Raw genomic sequence first — 19,292 nt, 5'->3', positions numbered from 1 at the left:
CAACCAAACCGTGCGAACCCCTAAACGGCATACAAAAAAGCTCCGGAAGGAAAACCTTCCGGAGCTTTATCTGTCGGGTTGACAGGATTTGAACCTGCGACCCCTTGACCCCCAGTCAAGTGCGCTACCAAGCTGCGCCACAACCCGATTCGTTATTCACGATATTGTTTTCAAGGTTTCCCCTGAACACTCGAATAACTATACCGGGCTTTCAACCCCCACGCAAGCCAGAATCCCCATTTTTAGAAAAAATCTTAAAAATCTTTTTTGCAGATTTTCTGCACAGGATCCAGCGCGTGGGGGCCCAGCCTAACAAGGGGCCAGCCCAGCAACACGGCATCAGGCAGACACCCCCGCTACTAGCGGCGGCCGCTCTTGCCCTTCTTAGCCTTCGCGCTCTGACGCTCACCCAGGGAACGGCGCTCACGCACACGCATCGAAATCTCAATCGGAGTACCCGTGAAATCAAAAGTCTCACGCAGACGACGCATAATGAAGCGACGGTAACCCGGGTCCAAGAAGCCGGTAGTAAAGAGCACGAACTTCGGCGGACGCGAAGACACCTGAGTACCGAAGAGAATACGCGGCTGCTTACCACCACGCAGCGGGTGCGGATGCGCGGCCACAATCTCGCCCAGGAACGCGTTCAGGCGACCGGTCGGAATACGCGAATCCCACGACTCCAGCGAGTGCTCCAGGGCGGGCACCAGCTTGTCCTTGTGCCAGCCGGTCTTCGCCGAAATGTTCACGCGAGGAGCCCACTGCACGTGCGCCAGGTCGCGCTCGATCTCGCGCTCAAGCATGTAGCGGCGGTCCTCATCGAGGGTATCCCATTTATTGAATGCCAGGACCATCGCACGACCCGAATCAATCACGGTCTGCACGATACGCACGTCCTGCTCAGAGATCGGCTCGGAAACATCCAGCAGCACCACGGCAACTTCAGAACGCTCCAGAGCAGTCTGAGTACGCAGCGAAGAGTAGAACTCCGCGCCCTTAGCCATGTGCTGGCGACGGCGAATACCCGCGGTATCCACAAAACGCCAGGGGTAGCCGCCCAGCTCAATAATCTCGTCAATCGGGTCACGAGTCGTACCAGCCAGGTCGTTCACCACGGCACGCTCAGAACCAGCCAGCTTATTCAGCAGCGACGACTTACCCACGTTCGGGCGACCCACCAGAGCCACACGACGCGGGCCACCCAGCGCCTCCGGCTGAGCGAACTGCGAGTGCTCCGGCATGACCTCAAGGATCTCGTCCAGAGCATCCGCCAGGCCACGGCCGTGCAGGCCCGACACCGGGAACGGCTGGCCCATACCCAGCGACCAGAGGTTATAAATCTCCGGCTCCAGGTGAGCGTCATCAATCTTGTTAGCGATCAGAATAATCGGCTTCTTCACGCGGCGCAGCATACGCACAATCTGCTCGTCCGAAGCGGTCACACCCACGCGGGCGTCCACCACCAGGACCACAACATCGGCCTGCTCCACAGCAATCTCAGCCTGCTCAGCAACCTGAGCATCAATACCGCGAGCGTCAGACTCCCAACCACCGGTATCAACCAGGGTGAAGCTCTTACCCAGCCACTCAGCCTTATAGGACACGCGGTCACGAGTCACACCCGGCTTATCCTCAACCACCGCTTCACGGCGGCCCAGAATACGGTTAATGATGGTCGACTTACCCACGTTCGGGCGGCCAACAATCGCCACTACCGGATCAGCGAGCTGCTCTTCCTCTTCCTCAATGTCGAAGCCCCAAGCACCCAGCAGGGCGCGGTCCTCTTCATCCAGGTCGTAGTCCTCAAGACCCTCAAGCAGAGCCTGAGCACGCTGGTCAGCGGTCTCATCATCAATCTCAGCGAGGCGCTCGGTAACGTCGTCCTCGCCACCGCCCAGGTACTTATCTTCGTAATCGTCGCGGATAGCGTCCTCAGCCATGCGCATTCCTTTCTCTACCCGCCCCACGCCCAACCCAAAGGTCAGCACGCGAGCGCGGCTCAACGTCTTATCGGGAGCGGAAGCACCACTCCCCCAGCGTTCGGCGGGGCCTAGCCCGCGCGCTTCGCCTTCAACTGGTCATTCACAGCGTTAATCACTGCAGAGACCGTCGCATTAAAATCAAGATCCGAGCTGTCCACCAGGGTCACGCCCTCGGCAGCTTCCATAAAGTTATTGACCTTCGAGTCCTTCGCATCACGCTCAGCGATCTGCTTGCTCAAATCACCCGAAGCGCCCGACTTCTCGGAGTTCTCCAGGCCGCGGCGCGCCATGCGCACCTCCTCAGAAGCAGTCAACAGGATGCGCGCGTCAGCATCGGGAGCAACCACGGTGGTGATGTCGCGGCCCTCAGCGACCATGCCGTTAATAGCGTGGTCAATCATCCAACGCTGCAGGCCAATCAGGTGCTCACGAACCGCCGGAACCGAAGCCACAGCAGAAACGGCCGAAGAAATGCGCTCGCTACGAATCTCCTCACGGATATCGGTCGAGCCCATCAGAATCTCTTCTTCCTTAATGTTCGTACCGAACACCAGGGGCATCTCCTCGACAGCCTTCGCGATCGCCTCAGCGTCGTTCAGGTCAATGCCAAGTTCCAGCACACGGTAGGTTGCGGCACGGTACATTGCACCGGTGTCCAGGTACGCCAGACCAAAGTGGCGTGCAACTTCCTTAGACACAGACGACTTACCGGAACCAGAGGGACCGTCAATAGCAATCGTCAGTTTAGGGTTCTCGTGCATCAGCACTCCTTCAAATTCGTCTCAAACTTTATGCCGGAAAATACAGCTTTAACTCTACTTCACAACACGCCAACCGCGAGCCGACAAATCGCGGACCAGCGCCTCATGAATAGACGGATTGACCGAGATTTCAGCCATACCCACCGGGGCACCCGTCGAGTGCTCCAGACGCAAATCCTCAAGGTTCGCGCCCAGCTCACCAATCTCGGCAAGCAAACGAGCCAGCGTGCCGGGGGTGTCGTCCACCAGCACCGTCATCTTTGCGAACGCAGCGGGCGCCGTACCGTGCTTACCCGGAATACGGCTCACACCCGCGTTGCCTTCGCTCATCAGCTGCGCCAAATCCAGGCGAGCACCGGATGCCGTCGGGTTCTCCAGCGTCGCGATGAGGCGGTTCAGGTCATCGCGCACCCCGTAGAGGGTCTTCACAATCGGGTCGGCGTTCGCCGCAAAAATCTGCACCCACAGCGTCGGGTCCGAAGCCGCGATACGCACCGTATCGCGCAGGCCCTGACCCGCCAGGGACAGTGCGTACAGCGGAGTGTCCTGCAGGCGCGAAGCCAACAGCGAGCTCATCGCCTGCGGCACATGCGAAATCAGAGCAACCGTCTGGTCATGCTCCTCAACGCTCAGAGAGGTCACAATCGCACCCAGCTCAACCGCCACAGAACGCACCAGACGCACACACTCGGGGCGAACCGAATCGTGCTCGCAGATAATCCACGGACGTGCCTGGAACAACTCACCGCGAGCAGCCACCGGGCCCGACTTCTCACGCCCAGCCATCGGATGCGAACCCACGTAACGGGACGCATCCGCATCCGAAGCGAGCACATCAGCCAGCGGCTGCACCTTCACCGAGGCAACATCCGTCACCACGGCGCCGGGGTAGCCCGCCTCCGGTCGAGGCGCATAGGTGTTCAACGCGCGAGCACACACGGCACCGGCACTATCCGGAGGCGCAGCCACCACCACCAGCTGCGGGGCGAAGGCGGCGCGCTCCTCCTCCGACAGCGTGGAGAAGCTTGTACCGGCACCGATATCCTGCGCCACAGCCTCGGCGGTGGGTGAAATATCTTGGACGTACACGTCCTCGCATCCTGCCGCACGCAACCCCAAACCAATGGAGGCACCCAGCAGACCCGAGCCAATAATGAGTACCGGTCCGGTCAGCGTTGAATCCATGGGCAGCTCAGATGCGGAAAGCTCAGCGGGCGAGCTCATGACAACTCCTTAGCGTTATTACATATCCACCGAAGCGAGCAGGTGACCGATCTCAACCTTGGAGAGGTTACGGACGGTGCCCTGCTTCTGCGAACCAATACGGATCGGGCCCATCTCGACGCGGACCAGGCGCTCAACCGGGTAGCCGACTGCGTCGAAGAGGCGGCGCACAATGCGGTTCTTACCGGAGTGGATGGTCACCTCAACGAGCACGTGGCCGGGGGTGGAATCCACCAGCTTGAACTCGTCCACGCGGGTCACGCCGTCCTCCAGGCGAATACCCTTCTTCATGGCTGCGCCGACGCCGGGCTCCATGGGGCCGGGAACCTGCACCAGGTAGGTCTTGGGCACCTCGTAGGAGGGGTGGGTCAGGCGGTTCGCCAGTTCACCGTCGTTAGTCAGCAGCAGCAGACCCTCGGTCTCAACGTCCAAGCGGCCCACGTGGAACACGCGCTCGCTCATGGAGGAACGCAGGAAGTCAGAGATGCAGGGGCGGCCTTCGGGGTCTTCCATGGTGGAGACCACGCCGGCGGGCTTGTTGAATGCCATGTAGACGAGCTTGTCGTTGGTCTGAACGGTCATGCCGTCCACCTGCACGGTCACCTTGGAGGGGTCAACGCGCACGCCCAGCTCGGTCACGACTTCACCGTTGACGGTGACGCGGCCTTCAGAAATCATTTCTTCGCAGACGCGGCGGGACGCCACACCGGCCTGAGCCAGCAGCTTCTGCAGGCGCACACCGTCGTGGTCGTAGAACTCGTAGTGGTCTACCGGGGCGTTGCGCGGGCGGCGGGGACGGTGCGGGCCCGCGTAGTTGCTGACGCGGTACTCGCCGCGCTCGTTTGCGAAGGCTTCGCCGGAGCGGTAGGGGCGGCCCGGTGCGCGGCGTTCGCGCTTGGGCAGTTCGGTACCGCGGCCGCGACCTGCGCCGAACTTCTTCTCGCCAAACTTCTTCTCGCCGAAGCCCTTAGCGCCGCCCTTACCTGCGCCGCTCTTGCCTGCGCCGGGGCGACCGCCGCGTGCGGATACACCCTTAGCGCCGGGCTTACCGCCCTGACCGGGACGACCGGCGCCGGGACGGCCACCGCGAGAGTTCTGGGGGCGACCGGATGCAGAGCGGCCGCCGCGGGAGGAGTTTCCATATGCCATGGTGTTCTTCTCTTTTCTGTCGTATAGTGCGAACGTTTCAGGCATTTCCCGAACGTTCGTTCGTCTTATTGGTTCGTTGTCGTTGTCTTAGTCGTTGCCTTCGGCAAGCACTGCGGCTTCCGTGTCATCGGGCAGGAAGGGTGCGAGCGCCGGTAGCTCCTCCAGGGAGTTCAGCCCGAGCTTCGCCAGCAGCAGCTCCGTAGTTTCGTAGAGGGTCGCGCCGCTTCCGGCTTCTCGACCCGCCTCACGAATCAGCTGCCGTTGCAGCAGCTGGCGGATTGCCGCGTCCGCGTTCACGCCGCGGATCGAGGCTACCCTCGCCCTGGTCACCGGCTGCTGGTAGGCAATCACGGCGAGCGTCTCGTAGGCGGGCTTGCTCAGGGTTGCACTCTTGGAGCGGGTCACAAAGCGTGCCACCCAGGGGGCGAAGTCGTCGCGGGCGTAGAGCTTCCAGCCTCCGGCGATGTTCCGCAGCTGGAATCCGCGCGGTTCGGGTGCCACCCGGTTTTCGTCTTCTCCATAGCCGCTTTCTTCGCCGTTGTACTCGCGGTACAGCTGGTCGAGCGCGTGCTCAACGGCTCGCTCATTGACGATGAGCGCGGCAGAGAGTTCTTTGACGCTCACCGGTGCTTCCGCGACGGCAAGAATCGCTTCGATGGCGCTTTTGACACCGCCGGGGATTGCCTCGACCTTGGAAAACTCGGCTTCGGCATCGACCGCCACACTGGGTGCGGTGGAGGGGCCTCCCGCCGGAATCTTCGCGGTTTTCGTTGCCGGTTTCTTCGACTCGCGGGGTGCAGGTTCCTGCGCTTCTTCCGTCTCTGGTTCCCCAGCTACATCAGTAGCCTCAGCTTCTTCAGCAGCCTGGGCTTCTTCGGTAGCCTCCGCTTCCAGAGGCGCTGCGGCTACCTCGTACTCAGCCGGTTCAGATTCCGCAACAGTAGGCTCTACATCCTCTGCTACCGGCACCGAGTCAGCCGAGTCATCATCCGCGTTCGGATCCCAGTAGCCCAGGTTCACGATGGCTAGGTCGTCAGGGGTGAATTCACGGTCGAAACGTGAGCCGTGATTACTCATGATCCTCCTTTACCGGTTCCGTGTTAGCTTCAGATTCGTTCACTTCGGGTGTTTCAGACGTTTCACTGGTTTCGTGCGCTTCCTGAGTGCCTGCGGCATCTGCGGTGTCTTCGCGGATTACGAACTGCGCGGCACTGGCGCTCGCACGTACCCGAATGGCTCCGAGGGGTGCGTCCTGTTCTACGTGCAGGGCGCCTTCTTTGTAGAGCTCGAGCAACGCCAAGAAACGAACCACAGCGATTTCTAATTCGCCAGATCCTTGTACCAATTCGGCGAAGCTCAGTTCCCGCGCCGCGGTATCGAGCAGGCTGTGCAGAATGTAGTGTTCTTCAGCCGCAATGGTGGTCAGCGGAACGTGCAGGTGGTCGTTGAGTTCTTCAACGATTTCTTCGGGTTCCGGTTCGGGTTCTTTGGGGGTTCGGCTCAGCGCGGCGGCGGCGATGCGGGCGAACTCTTCGGCGCCTCCAGTGAAAACGAGCTCGGGCAGCGCCTGAGCGAATCGTTCTTCGAGGGCTACCGCGCGGGGAAAACGCTGCGCTTCTTGCGCCCAGCGTTCAGCAAAAATATCGGCGACTTCGCGGTAGGCGCGGTATTGCAGCAGACGGGCAAAGAGCAGGTCGCGTGCTTCCAGCAATGCAACGTCCTCTTCGAGGGGTTCACGATGCTGCGGGAGCAGGCGTGCGGTTTTGAGTTCCAGCAGGGTTGCGGCGGTGACCAGAAATTCGCTGGCCTCATCGAGTGCGCGCTCGGTGCCCTCGGCGTAGAGGGCGTGCAGGTATGCGAGGAACTCATCGGTGACCTCTGCGAGCGCCACCTCGGTGATGTCGAGTTTGCGGCGCGAAATCAGGGTCAGTAGAAGATCAAAGGGACCCTCAAAATTACTCAGGGTGAGGGTGAAACCGCGTTCCGGGTTCTGCAGGCCGCGGCCCTCAGTCCGGGCGTTCGCGGCGGTGTCTGCGTTCGGTGTCGGTACCCTCACGGCAGCGACGTTCGTGGTCATAAAGACCTATTCTCCTTAGGTTTATTCTCCCCGGCTTTGTCGGTGCCGTCTCAGATGCGGCTTTTACTTCGCCTATTTTTTCAGCGTAAGCAGTGTGCCGGGGTCTTTAGAATCCACACAATTATACGCCCTCTACCGGTGCGACTCAAGGGTGAGAGTCACCTCAGCAGAGGGCGTATAGGTGCGAAGGGCTTTAGCGTGCGCCACCCTTGTAAATCAGTTCGCGTGCCACCTGGCGGTATGCTTCCGCGCCGGGGTGGCTGGAGGCGTAGCTGAGAATCGGCTCAGCGGACACCGATGCGTCCGGGAACTTCACGGTGCGCTTGATGACGGTGTCGAAGACCTTGTCGCCGAATGCGTCGACGATGCGTGCCAGAACTTCCTTGGAGTGGATGGTTCGCGCATCGAACATGGTAGCGAGCACGCCGGAGATTTCGAGGTCGGGGTTCAGTCGGTCCTGAACCTTCTCGATGGAGTCGACCAGCAGCGCGACAGCGCGCAGTGCGAAGAACTCACAAATCAGCGGAATAATGACGCCTTCGGAGGCGGTCAGCGCGTTGACGGTCAGCAGGCCCAGGGAGGGCTGGCAGTCGATGAGGATGACGTCGTATTCGTCGCGGACCTTGCGCAGTGCCGAGGCGAGAACCTGCTCGCGAGCCACCTCGTTGACCAGCTGAACTTCAGCAGCGGAGAGGTCAATGTTGGCGGGCAGCAGGTCGATGTTCTCCACGCCGGTGGGCAGGATAACGTCCTTAATGTCGACCTTGCGGTCCATCATGACGTTGTAGACGGTCAGGTCCAGTTCGTGCGGGTTCGCGCCGAAACCAGCGGAGAGAGCACCCTGCGGGTCGAAGTCGACCAGTAGCACCTTACGGCCGCATTCTGCCAGTGCCGCGCCCAGGTTAATGGTGGAGGTGGTCTTGCCCACGCCGCCCTTCTGATTCACCATAGAGATAATGCGGGCGGGACCGTGGCTGCTCAGCGGAGCCGGGTCGGGGTATACGCGCAGGGGTCGACCGGTGGGGCCGAGTTCTTGAGCCTGAGCTTCAGTCAATGGTTCACCTTCATCAATGAATTCGAAGTTTTAAAGTTTAAGCGTTGTCTATAAGGTTACCTCAAGAGCGGCTGTTCCGCGGATTGACGGGGTTTTATCCCCGTTCGTGGGCACGCGGATGCGCCATGCGGTACACCTCCATGAGCCCCTCGGGCGTGACCTTGGTGTACACCTGCGTGGTAGCGATGGAGGCGTGCCCGAGCAACTCCTGCACCACGCGAATATCGGCGCCGCCCTGCAACAGGTGCGTTGCGAAGCTGTGGCGCATGGAGTGCGGCGAGAAGTCGGAGCTGAGCCCGGCGGCTTCGGCGGCTTCTTTGAGGATGAGCCATGCGCCTTGGCGTCCGAGTCTGCCGCCTCGTCCGTTGACGAAGAGCGCGGCGGTACCTTTACCGTGCGCCATGAGGGAGGGGCGGCCGCGCACCAGGTAGTCTTGGATTGCTTTTTGGGCGTAGCTACCGATGGGCACGAGTCGTTCTTTGTTTCCCTTGCCGAAGAGCCGAACGTACCCGGGCAGGGTGATTTGGTTGCCATCTTCGTCGGTGAGGGTTCCTTCAAAGTGCACGTCGTCGATATCGGCGTTGAGCATTTCGCTCACGCGTGCGCCGGTGGCGTAGAGGAATTCGAGTATGGCTCGGTTGCGTAGCCCGGTGGCGGTTTCGCGGTCGGGTACGGCAAGTAGCCGCTGGATGTCTTCTACGCTGACCGCTTTGGGTAGGCGCTTGACGTTCTTAGGCGGGGTGACCGGCGCGGCGGGGTCGGTGGGCACGATGAGCGCGGAGACCCAGAAGGCGTGCGCGCCGCGGACTGCCGCCATGGTGCGGGCGATGGAGTTCGGGCCCAGCGGCAGGGGCAGACTCGGCACCCCTTCAGCGGTTGGCGTTTCTTTTTCTGGCTCCCCGGCTTTCTCCGGTTGCCCGGCGCTCCTTTTTTCAGCGCGCCCGTTTCCTGTACCTCGCCCCGATTCGGAGGCGATCATCAGCGCCAGCGATTCTGCGGCTTCTTCCTGTACTTCCTGAGATTCCTGCGCGCTCTGGCTGTTCTTCTCCCCCGCCTCGAACCCGGCAAGGGGCACGGTGGGCGCGGCGAGCTCACGCATAAAGGAACGCACCTGCGCGGTGGTAATGCGTTCGGGATCAATCACGCCGAGGGTTGCCATGTAGGCGCTGTATCGCCGCAAATCCCGCGCGTAAGAGGCGATGGTGTGTTCACTGCTACCTCGCTCCACGCGCAGGTGGATGAGGTACTGCTCGATTGCTCTCTGGAGCGGGGTCTGCGCCTCCTGGTGGGAAGCACCCAGGGCAGAAGAACCCCGATTAGAAGAACCCAGCACGGAGGAACCGGCAGAAGAAGGCACGCCAAGCAGACCCGCGCCACGGGGCGCCTTGCTCACCGTGCTTTTTGCCTGCTTCACGCTATCTCCTCTGTCGGTTCTCTCTGCTTGTTCAGGCTTGCCGTAGGTAGGGGCTGCTCCCCTGCTCTGCATGCCCTTCTTAGTGGTTGCGGAAGCTCTCCGGCTTTTCGCGACGCTTGCCCATGTACGGGTGGAACTCCCAGCCGTCCTCAGCCTTGCGCAGGCCCTCGAAGTTGTTCTGTGCCGCCGCGTAGGTGGCAAGCACCGCCTGGATAGCGAGCGCGTTGTGCACCTTTCCGCCCAGTACCAGCTGTACCGCCTCGTCGAGGGGCACCCAGCGGTAGGTCATTTCTGCTTCTTCTTCGGTGCGTTCGCTGCGTTCTTCGGCGGGCAGCTCCGAAAGGTCGCGTGCCAGGTAGACGCGGCCTGCTTCGCTGGTTGCACCGGGGCTGCTGAAGTAGTCGGTCAGCGCGTTCCAAGTCTTAGCCTGCAGGTCAGCTTCTTCAGCAAGTTCGCGCTGCGCGGCGGTCAGGGGGTCTTCGCCGTCGATGTCGAGCAGTCCGGCGGGTACTTCCCAGAGATTCATGCGCACCGGGTGGCGGTACTGGTTGAGCATCAGCAGTTCGTTGTTCTCGTTGAGAACCGCTACGGCGACGGCGCCGGGCATCTCCACAACGTCGCGGGTGAGCACGGTTTTCTCGTTGAGTTCGTACTCTTCCACGGTGGTTTCGATGACGTAGCCGCTGTACTTCACGGTGCGGGTGCGAATAGTGCGTTCGGAGGGGGCATCAATAATCTGCTGGTTGTTGCTCATTCTTTCATTGTAGGCGGCTTCTTTGCTCGGTTACGTTTGACTCGTCAGCGGGTGCCGCGAGATAAAACACGCTTAAACGGAAGCATCCCGCTCTCCCCTGCGCGGGGTGAGCGGAATGCTGAACGTTTGTGCCTAGATATTAGGCGCCGCGGCGCTCCAGGGCAGCCTTAATCAGGCCGGAGAAGAGCGGGTGCGGGCGGGTCGGACGCGAGCGGTACTCGGGGTGTGCCTGAGTTGCCACGTAGTAGGGGTGTGCCTCTGCGGGCAGTTCCACGTACTCGACCAGCGAGGAGTCCGGGGAGGTACCGGAGATGAGCAGGCCTGCTTCTTCAAGCTGCTCACGGTACTCGTTGTTCACCTCGTAGCGGTGGCGGTGACGCTCTGCAACCTCGGTTGCACCGTATGCCTTAGCAACCTGAGAGCCGGGAACGAGGTTCGCCTTGTACAGGCCCAGGCGCATGGTGCCACCCAGGTCGCCTGCACCTTCGACGAACTGCTTCTGCTCTTCGATAGTTGCGATGACCGGTACGGAGGTTTCCGGATCAAACTCGGTGGAGGATGCTTCGCGCAGGCCCAGTACGTTGCGTGCGTACTCGATGACCATAGACTGCAGGCCGAGGCAGATGCCCAGGGTCGGGATCTTGTGCTCGCGTGCGTACTTGAGGGCGCCGATCTTGCCGTCCAGGCCGCGGATGCCGAAGCCGCCGGGCACGAGGATTGCGTCCATGTCGCGCAGCTGGTGGTCTGCATCTTCGTCGTTTGCGCACAGGTCGGCTGCAACCCACTTGATGTTGACCTTCACGTTGTTTGCGAAGCCGCCGGCGCGCAGAGCCTCGGAGACGGACAGGTATGCGTCGGGCAGGTCGATGTACTTACCGACCAGGCCAACGTTGACCTCTGCTGCGGGGCGGTGCACTGCGTCGAGCAGACGGTCCCACTGGGTGAAGTCCGGTGCGGGAGCTTCAATGCCAAAGTAGTCGAGGATGTAGTCGTCGAGCTTCTGGCTGTGCAGGGTCTTGGGGATGTCGTAGATGCTGGGTGCGTCGGCGCAGGAGATGACTGCGTCGCTGTCCACGTCGCATGCGTTACCGATCTTGGAGCGGTGCGATACGGGGACCTCACGCTCACAGCGCAGAATCAGGCCGTCAGGCTGGATGCCCAGGCCACGCAGTGCTGCGACGGAGTGCTGGGTCGGCTTGGTCTTGAGCTCGCCGGAGGGGCCGATGAAGGGCACCAGGGAGACGTGCAGGAAGAAGACGTTCTTGCGGCCAACATCGCGGCGTACCTGGCGTGCTGCTTCCATGAAGGGCAGGGACTCGATATCGCCGACGGTACCACCGATTTCGGTGATGATAATGTCGGGTGCGTTTTCAATTTCCGCTGCGTGACGCATGCGGGCCTTGATTTCGTCGGTAATGTGAGGGATGACCTGGACGGTGTCGCCGAGGTATTCGCCGCGGCGTTCTTTTGCGATGACGGAGGAGTAGACCTGGCCGGTGGTCACGTTAGCGGACTGGTCGAGGTTTTCGTCCAGGAAGCGCTCGTAGTGTCCGATGTCGAGGTCGGTTTCAGCACCGTCGTCGGTGACAAAGACTTCACCGTGCTGGAAGGGGTTCATCGTACCGGGGTCGACGTTCAGGTAGGGGTCGAACTTCTGCATGGTCACGGAGAGGCCACGTGCGCGAAGAAGCTGACCGAGGGAAGAGGCCGACAGGCCCTTACCGAGAGAAGATGCAACGCCGCCGGTCACGAAAATCTGGCGGGTTACCTTGTCGTTAGAGGACGCGTTCAGAGCGTTATTTTTTTCATTCACCACGGAATTTAAGCCTACCATTTTCTTGTCTGCTATCCAAGCAGAGGGTTTTGCCGCGAGAGGATTCTCTCAGGCGGCTCTCCCTCCCCTATTTGTCCTTATCACCACTGTAAACGGAGCCGGGGATTTATTATTCCCGCCGCGCCGTATAGAAGCACGTGTAGGAGCATTCACAGAGTATCTCACATCCTCTGCGGCTCGTGCGCCCCAGTTGGTCATCTGTGCAAGGTACACCGATAACTTTCTGAGGATGCTCTCACGTTCCTCGACATCTTTTCTGTTCGGTACACCGAAAGATATCTTTTCCGGTTCTTTAGCCGACGCTATTATGCACCCGGGTTTAGCGTCCTTGCGGCACTTCCCTACCGGCAGCCAGTAGCTCTCGGGCGTGTTCTCGCGCCGATTCTGATTGGTCGTGACCGGAGAGCATGCGTGCCAGCTCCACCACGCGTTCCTCTTCGGAAAGCACCTTGACCTTCGAGAGGGATGCGTCATCATTCTTCAGCACGAGGATGTGCTGATCCGCGAAGGCGGCAACCTGCGGCAGGTGGGTGACCACCAAAACCTGCACGTGCCGGGCGAGCATGGCGAGACGGCGGCCAATTTCAATAGCCGCTTTACCACCCACGCCGGAGTCCACCTCGTCGAAGATGAAGGTGGGTACGGGGTCCACTTCGGCAAGCACTACTTCCAGGGCGAGCATCACGCGGGAGAGCTCACCGCCGGAGGCGCCCTTACCGAGCGGGCGCGGCACGGCGGTTCGGTGCGGCGCCAGCATGAAGGTCACGATGTCTCGACCGTGTACAGAGAACTTTTCAGCTTCGGCAACCTCCACGACCAGGGAGGCGTTCGGCATGGCAAGAGCAGTGAGCTCTTCACTGACAGCATCCGCAAGCTTCTGCGCGGCGGCACGGCGCAGAGCGGTCAGCTCTTCCGCCTGGGCGCCAAGCACCTTGCGCAGCTGCACCAGTTCGGTTTCGAGGGTTTCCTGTCGCTGCGGGTCGTCCACCAGGGTCTCCAGGCGTGCGCGTGATTCTTCCGCCCACTCGAGGACCTCGGCAATGTCGGCACCGTATTTGCGGGTGAGGGTCGCCAGCTGGGCGCGACGAGTCTGCACCTGCGCCAGGCGTTCGGGGCCTTCAACATCCAGGGACGCCATGTAGGAAGACAGGTCCGAGGAGATGTCGGTGGTCAGAATCAGCAGTTCGTTGACGCGTGCCGCGAGGGAGGCAAGCTCTTCGTCAGCGTCTGCCTGCGCCTGGAGCGCGGAGCGGCTTGCATCGAGCAGGCTCATGACGCTCTGCTCGTCACCGGTGGAGTATTCACTACCACTCAGTGCTGCGGAGGCGGTCGCAGAAGCAATGCGTAGCGCTTCCACGTTCATAAGCTTCACCATTTCGGCTTTGAGCTCTTCTTCTTCCCCCGCCTGCGGGTTGACGGCGCTGATTTCTTCGAGGGCGCCCTGCAGGGTCTGCGCTTCGAGGGCTCGCGCGCGAGAGTTTTCGCGTACTTCCTTCAGCTCCGCGGCGGCGGCGCGGTATCGCTCGTAGTTTTCGCGGTACTTCTCCAGCAGGTTGGCGAGCTCTTCACCGGCGTACAGGTCGAGGGACTGGCGCTGTTCCGCCGCAGATTTGAGGCGCAACTGATCGGACTGGCCGTGGACTGCAACAAGAGTCTGACCAATCTGTGCCAGGGTTCCGATGGGCGCGGAGCAACCGCCGACGTGGGCGCGGGAGCGTCCCGAGGCGTTAACAGTGCGCGCCAGGAGCAACTCGGAGGTCTGTTCGTCGATGTCTTCGGCGGTGCCGCCGGCTTCTTCGGCGAGCTCGAGGGCGCGGTGCCCGTGGGGCAGGCGAATCACTGCTTCGGCAAGGGCGTTCTTGGCACCGTTGCGCACGCTGGATGCGTCGGATCGGGCGCCCAGGAGCATGCCGAGGGCGGTGACGACCATGGTTTTACCTGCGCCGGTTTCACCGGTCAGCACGGAGAATCCGGGTTCGAGGGGGAGCCTCGCATCGGTGATGATGCCGAGGTCTCGAATATGGATTTCCTCAATCACGAACGTTCATTCCTTTTCTTTAGTGCTTCTCAGTATCCTGCGGGCCACGCCAGCCACGGATCGGAAGCTCAAATTTACGCACCAGTCGCTCCGAGAAGGGAGCCGGGTGAATACGGGCGAGCAGCACCGACTTTTCGGAGCGTCGCACCTCAATACGGGAGCCAGGGTCCAGCTCCACGGTTCGGCGGCCATCGCACCAGAGCACGCCGGAAGCGCCGTTTCCGGGCATCATTTCTACCGCCAGGGTGGAGGTCGGCGCCGCTACCAGCGGGCGCGCGAAGAGCGCGTGAGCCGAGAGCGGCACCATGAGAATTGCTTCAACTTCGGGCCAGACGACCGGGCCGCCGCCGGAGAAAGCGTAGGCGGTCGAGCCGGTGGGGGTTCCCATGACCACGCCGTCGCAGCCGAAGCTACTGAGCGGGCGGCAGTCCACCTCGATAATGACTTCAATCATTTTTTCGCGGTTGCCCTTTTCGACGCTGGCTTCGTTCAGCGCCCAGTCGCTATGCACGCGTTTGCCGTCGTTCCAGACTTCCACGTCGATTGCCATGCGTTCTTCAACGGTGTATTCGTTGTTGACGATGCAGCGAACGGTTTCATTCAGGTCGCTCTCTTCGGATTCGGCGAGGAAGCCAACGTGGCCGAGGTTCACGCCAATGAGCGGAACGCTGGTTCGGCGCACCATTTCAGCAGCGCGAAGAATAGAACCGTCACCACCAAGCACCACACCGAGTTCAATATCGATGAGCGCCACGGATTCGTGCACGACCTGCACGGGGACGGGCTCGTCCCAGTTTTCACTCAGGGTCTCCAGATCGGAGCGAGTCATGACGGGTGCGAGTCCCGCTTCGTAGAGCTGAGTGCACGCCTGGCGGGCGGCATCTCGTGCTTCTTTACGTCCCACGTGGGCGAAGACGAGAATCTTTCGGTGATGCTGCCCTGCAGAGTCCCCGTAAGCATGGCGTGCGCCAGTAGCAGCTGCCTGCACGGCCGCCTCCTGCGTTGCACGGCTTTCTTGTTCTGCCATTACGACTCTCTCCCATCAGTATTGAGCATCAGTGTTGGGTCGGTGATGCTGGGGTGTTGAGATGGTGTATCTATACCTATCATACCGAATATGTTCTCGAAGATTTTCTAAAGAGCTATATTTTTAGAAAATTATTTCGAATAGCGTACGGTTGGGCATCTTTAAAATGCCCGTGAATAGCGCGGCAGCCTGAGAAACCCCACACTTAACGCTTCCTGCGTTACCGGGCGGTTTTTCTCAGACTGCCTATAACACTATTTATTTTCGGCACCAGAGGAAGTACTCTACATTGCCGTCCTGTCCGGGGAGCGGGCTGGGTTCCATACCCATCACGCGCAGCCCGTGGCTTACCGCGGATGCTTGGACTTTTTCGACTGCTTCACGGCGGGCGGATTCTTCGTGCACCACTCCCCCGCGTCCGATGCGGTGTTTGCCGACCTCGAACTGCGGTTTGACCATGAGCACCAAATCACCGCCGGTTTCGGTGGCGTTCGCTAGCGCTTCCATGACCAGGGTCAGCGAGATGAACGAGAGGTCGGAGACCGTCAGCTCGACCTGCCCGCCAATATCTTCGGGCTTCATGTAGCGAACGTTGAGCCCCTCGTACACGCCGACTCGGGGTTCTTCGCGTAGTGCGTCCACGAGCTGGCCGTGTCCCACATCCACGGCAGCCACATGAGCGGCTCCTCGACGAAGCAGCACATCGGTAAAGCCTCCGGTGGATGCTCCCGCGTCCAGGCAACATTTGCCTTCCACCTCGATATCGGGGAACGCATCGAGAGCACCGGCGAGCTTGTGGCCTGCGCGACTGACGTATTCGGTCAGCTCGCTCTGACGCACGTAGAGGGTATCCTCCGGGCCCACGAGCATGGACGCTTTGCGCGCAACCTTGCCGTTGACTTGCACGTCTCCTGCCGCGATGAGTTTTGCGGCGAGGGTTCGGGAGCTCACGAATCCGGCTTCGACCAGGTATTTATCGAGGCGCACGTGTCCTTGTCTTCTTTCTGTCGTCTGGTGACGGGGTTGTCTAGTGCCGGTGAACCCTCAGACGATAACGTTCTGAGGGTTCACCGTCGAGGGCTAGGAGAGGTTTTCGAGGTCCTTCTCCAGCTGCTCGCTCATCGTTTCGAGGCGCTTAACGCGCTCTACAGGGTCCATGGCGAGGGTCGCCGCCAGCTGACGCTCGAATTCTGCGTCAAGCTCAGCGATTTCCTCTGCTGTGCTGTTAGTGTCGGGTTCTTTAGGCACCGGGGATCCCCTGGATGTTGGGGCGTGCGCCCTGTTCGGGGTTTGCCGCCCACCATGCTGCGCAGGCTACACGCCATGCTTCGGCTTCGCTCTCGCTACCCGCGAGTGCTTCGGCGTCTTCAACCTCGGGACCGGTCAGGCTCAGGTTTTCGCCGCGGACGCGTGCCTGCCAGGTAGGGCCGGTTGCGGTGACTTCGTAGCCTTCGTAGAGCACCTCAATTTCGGGGTAGGGTGCGAAGAAATCCTCAAGAGTGCGCAGAATATAGGTCGGACGCTGGTTCGGCACGGCCTCAATGACGTCCTGGTAGGTCTGCACGCCGGTGAGGACGAGGGCGCCGTCCATCTTTGCGTTGTTGGCGCCGAGAATGTCGGTGTCCAGGCGGTCACCCACAATGACGGGGCGGCTGGAGTTCACGGCCTGTGCGGCGGTGTGGAAGATGGGCGCTTCGGGCTTGCCAGCAACAAGCGGAGTACGACGGGAGGCGGTTGCCACGGCAGCTACGAGGGTTCCGTTACCGGGTGCCTGGCCGCGTTCCTTGGGGATGGTCTGGTCGGTGTTGGTTGCAATCCACAGCACCTCGGGGTTTGCGAGGGTGTAGGCGGCTTCTGCGAGGTCTTCCCAACCCATCTTCGGGTTGAAGCCCTGGATGACGGCTACGGGGCCTTCTTCTTCCTTGCGTACGGTTTCGAGGCCTACTGCACGAACGCAGTCGGCAAGTGCTTCGGTGCCGGTGATGAGTACTTTGGAGCCTGCGGGTACGTGCTGTGCAAGCAGTGCGGCACCGGCCTGTGCGGAGCTGACGACTCGTTCTGCTCGGGTGTGTACACCCAGTTCACGCAGGTGTTCCGCTACAGATTCTACGGAACGGGATGCGTTGTTGGTGACGAAGATGACCGGTACGTTGAGTTCCTCTTCGGCGCGGTTGAGCGCTTCGGGCGCACCTTCGATGGCGAAGGGGCCAGCGTAGACTACGCCGTCCAGATCGGAGAGGAGAGCATCGTAGCGGGATAGGAGTGCGTTCGTGGTCATAGTGTGTTCCTCTCGGGGTCTCTGGCGGTTGTCGCTATTAATCGTACCTGTTAGACACTCCTGTGTAAGTGCCTTCCGGAGATTATGTGCAAAACCGCTGGACGCTCTCCCCTATTCAGGGGCGCGTCCAGCGGTTGCTGACACTGAGGTCAAGTATTCAGAATCCTTAGATTCTCTGCAGTCTTATTCTGCGGAGGTTTCCTCTGCTTCTTCAGCCTCGGACTCAGCAGCTTCGGACTTCTCGCCCTCAGCTGCCTCTTCCTGTGCTTCAGATGCTTCCTCGTTAACGGAAGTCTCAGCAGTCTCTTCTGCCTTTTCTTCTGCGGGCTCAGCGATTTCTACGGACTTCTCTTCCTTTTCGAAGAGGCCTGCTTCGCCGAACATATCGAAGATTTCGGGCTCAGCAAAGTTGCCCTGGCCCAGTGCTGCTTCTGCCATGAAGGCGAGGCGTGCCCAGCGTTCTGCTTCCTGGTTACGGCCTGCGTTAGCCAGCGCGTCGGAGTATGCGCTGAACAGGCGGGGGCTGTATTCGAAGGCGCGCTTGGGGTTCAGCTGAGGAATCTGCAGCGCTACAACAGCTTCAGACTTCTTGCCCTGATCGCTGAGGATACCGGATTCAACGATGGCAAGCTCTACGCGTACGTTGGCGGGCAGCTCTTCCTTCTTGAATTCAGCAATCATTTCCTGTGCCTTGGGCAGGCGACCCAGTGCACGTTCGCAGTCCACCAGCAGTGCCAGGTGGTCTACGGAGCCGCTAATACGACGGTGGGTACGCAGTTCACGCAGTGCCAGTTCGAAGTCTTCTGCTACGTATGCGGCAACGCCGACTGCTTCACGTACTGCAGCAATACGACCGGCACTACGGGATGCAGCAACCGCGTGCTCCAGCGCGAACTCGGGGTCGATGTCGAGGTAGCGACCGGCCATGGCGAGGTGCTTTGCAACGGTTTCAGCGTTGCGGGGCTCCAGGGCACGCAGCTGGCGGAAGGTTGCACCGTCCAGCTCGCGACCGGTAATGTCGTCGTCAATTTCCGGAGCCTTGGGCTTTGCAGGGCGGTAGCCTGCACGGCCACCGATGCTGCGTACTTCTTCGCGGGGTGCTTCAGTCTCGGGACCGTTGGAGCGAGGTGCCTTGGATCGGGAGTCGGAGCGACGACCGTCAAACTTCTTGCCTCCGCGGTCGTTACGCTTGAAACCGCCCTTGCCGCCAAAGTTCTTGCCGCCCTTCTTGGAGCGGAAGTCCTTTCCTCCGCTGTTCTTGCGGTGCTGGCGGGGGCCGGAGCCGTTAGACTCGTGACGGGGGGTCTCAGACATGAATCTCCTTGGGAGGTATCCGCCAGTGTGGGCGGGTAGGGTATGCAGTCGATTCGGGCGAACCGCTGCCTGAGGCATCAACTCTATGAGGGGTGCTTAGATACACCCGCTAATGCCTAAACATAAGCCATACCATTTTAGTATAGAGAGCACCTTCCGTGCACCCGTACTGATGGGATGTTAAAGACAAATGGGCAGGCGGTTAGGCCTCCCCAAACAAAAATAGCCCCGGCAAAGCCGGGGCTACTCAACAATAAAGCGGCAACAACCTACTCTCCCACACCCACAAAAGTGCAGTACCATCGGCGCAAAGAGTCTTAGCTTCTGGGTTCGGAATGGAACCAGGCGTTTCCCTCTCGCTATAATCACCGCAAACCTACGGGATT

The 19,292-nt window shown here is 60.7% G+C and carries 16 protein-coding genes, 1 tRNA gene and 1 rRNA gene; all 18 read right to left on the bottom strand.

The genetic code is table 11. From position 1 onward, the window contains the following. Positions 1–73 precede the first annotated feature (73 nt). The 18 genes from AB8E48_RS05560 to rrf all read right to left on the bottom strand — a co-directional run bounded on the left by AB8E48_RS05560 (position 74) and on the right by rrf (position 19,279). Positions 74–147 (bottom strand) — tRNA-Pro (locus tag AB8E48_RS05560). 212 nt (positions 148–359) lie between these two features. Next, positions 360–1,940, bottom strand: coding sequence for a ribosome biogenesis GTPase Der (der, locus tag AB8E48_RS05555; RefSeq protein ID WP_005506621.1), 1,581 nt, complete (start codon positions 1,938–1,940; stop codon positions 360–362). 110 nt (positions 1,941–2,050) lie between these two features. After that, the gene (cmk, locus tag AB8E48_RS05550; RefSeq protein WP_070634468.1) at positions 2,051–2,743 is read right to left on the bottom strand and encodes a (d)CMP kinase; all 693 of its coding nucleotides are present in this window, start codon (positions 2,741–2,743) and stop codon (positions 2,051–2,053) included. Between the two features lie 54 nt (positions 2,744–2,797). Then, positions 2,798–3,967, bottom strand: coding sequence for a prephenate dehydrogenase (locus AB8E48_RS05545; RefSeq protein WP_368886035.1), 1,170 nt, complete (start codon positions 3,965–3,967; stop codon positions 2,798–2,800). A gap of 18 nt (positions 3,968–3,985) precedes the next feature. Further along, positions 3,986–5,116, bottom strand: coding sequence for a pseudouridine synthase (locus AB8E48_RS05540; protein ID WP_368886034.1), 1,131 nt, complete (start codon positions 5,114–5,116; stop codon positions 3,986–3,988). An 87-nt stretch (positions 5,117–5,203) separates the two neighbouring features. Then, positions 5,204–6,193, bottom strand: coding sequence for an SMC-Scp complex subunit ScpB (gene scpB / locus AB8E48_RS05535; protein WP_368886033.1), 990 nt, complete (start codon positions 6,191–6,193; stop codon positions 5,204–5,206). After that, positions 6,186–7,193 (bottom strand): ScpA family protein, encoded by a 1,008-nt coding sequence (locus AB8E48_RS05530; protein WP_368886032.1) that lies wholly within the window; start codon positions 7,191–7,193, stop codon positions 6,186–6,188. Before AB8E48_RS05530 ends, scpB begins: the two co-directional genes overlap by 8 nt. Before the next feature lie 193 nt (positions 7,194–7,386). Continuing rightward, a complete protein-coding gene (locus AB8E48_RS05525; RefSeq protein WP_005506637.1) occupies positions 7,387–8,247 on the bottom strand; it encodes a ParA family protein in 861 nt (286 codons plus the stop codon). A 94-nt stretch (positions 8,248–8,341) separates the two neighbouring features. Further along, the gene (locus AB8E48_RS05520; protein WP_368886031.1) at positions 8,342–9,661 is read right to left on the bottom strand and encodes a tyrosine recombinase; all 1,320 of its coding nucleotides are present in this window, start codon (positions 9,659–9,661) and stop codon (positions 8,342–8,344) included. 79 nt (positions 9,662–9,740) lie between these two features. Next, the gene (locus AB8E48_RS05515) at positions 9,741–10,415 is read right to left on the bottom strand and encodes an NUDIX domain-containing protein (protein ID WP_368886030.1); all 675 of its coding nucleotides are present in this window, start codon (positions 10,413–10,415) and stop codon (positions 9,741–9,743) included. A 139-nt stretch (positions 10,416–10,554) separates the two neighbouring features. Next, positions 10,555–12,249: a CTP synthase gene (locus AB8E48_RS05510; protein WP_368886029.1), complete on the bottom strand. Its 1,695-nt coding sequence runs from the start codon at positions 12,247–12,249 to the stop codon at positions 10,555–10,557. Positions 12,250–12,568: 319 nt separating this feature from the next. Continuing rightward, on the bottom strand, positions 12,569–14,287 hold the full coding sequence (gene recN, locus AB8E48_RS05505; RefSeq protein ID WP_368886028.1) for a DNA repair protein RecN: 1,719 nt from the start codon (positions 14,285–14,287) through the stop codon (positions 12,569–12,571). Between the two features lie 19 nt (positions 14,288–14,306). After that, on the bottom strand, positions 14,307–15,314 hold the full coding sequence (locus tag AB8E48_RS05500; protein ID WP_368886027.1) for an NAD kinase: 1,008 nt from the start codon (positions 15,312–15,314) through the stop codon (positions 14,307–14,309). 258 nt (positions 15,315–15,572) lie between these two features. Further along, positions 15,573–16,301, bottom strand: a complete 729-nt coding sequence (locus AB8E48_RS05495) for a TlyA family RNA methyltransferase (RefSeq protein ID WP_368886026.1) — start codon at positions 16,299–16,301, stop codon at positions 15,573–15,575. Between the two features lie 93 nt (positions 16,302–16,394). Further along, the gene (locus AB8E48_RS05490; RefSeq protein ID WP_368886025.1) at positions 16,395–16,562 is read right to left on the bottom strand and encodes a GTPase; all 168 of its coding nucleotides are present in this window, start codon (positions 16,560–16,562) and stop codon (positions 16,395–16,397) included. After that, complete coding sequence (locus AB8E48_RS05485; RefSeq protein WP_368886024.1) at positions 16,555–17,592, bottom strand: HAD-IIA family hydrolase; 1,038 nt, start codon at positions 17,590–17,592, stop codon at positions 16,555–16,557. Before AB8E48_RS05485 ends, AB8E48_RS05490 begins: the two co-directional genes overlap by 8 nt. A gap of 183 nt (positions 17,593–17,775) precedes the next feature. Next, entirely contained in the window at positions 17,776–18,906 is a 1,131-nt protein-coding gene (locus AB8E48_RS05480; protein ID WP_368886023.1) for a hypothetical protein, read from the bottom strand. Between the two features lie 256 nt (positions 18,907–19,162). Further along, positions 19,163–19,279, bottom strand: a 5S ribosomal RNA gene (gene rrf / locus AB8E48_RS05475). Positions 19,280–19,292 lie beyond the last annotated feature (13 nt).

Source organism: Rothia mucilaginosa, from assembly GCF_964211445.1.
Lineage (GTDB): Bacteria > Actinomycetota > Actinomycetes > Actinomycetales > Micrococcaceae > Rothia > Rothia mucilaginosa_E.
The sequence above is the reverse complement of the archived record's forward strand: the minus strand, read 5'-3'. Positions and strand labels throughout refer to the sequence as shown.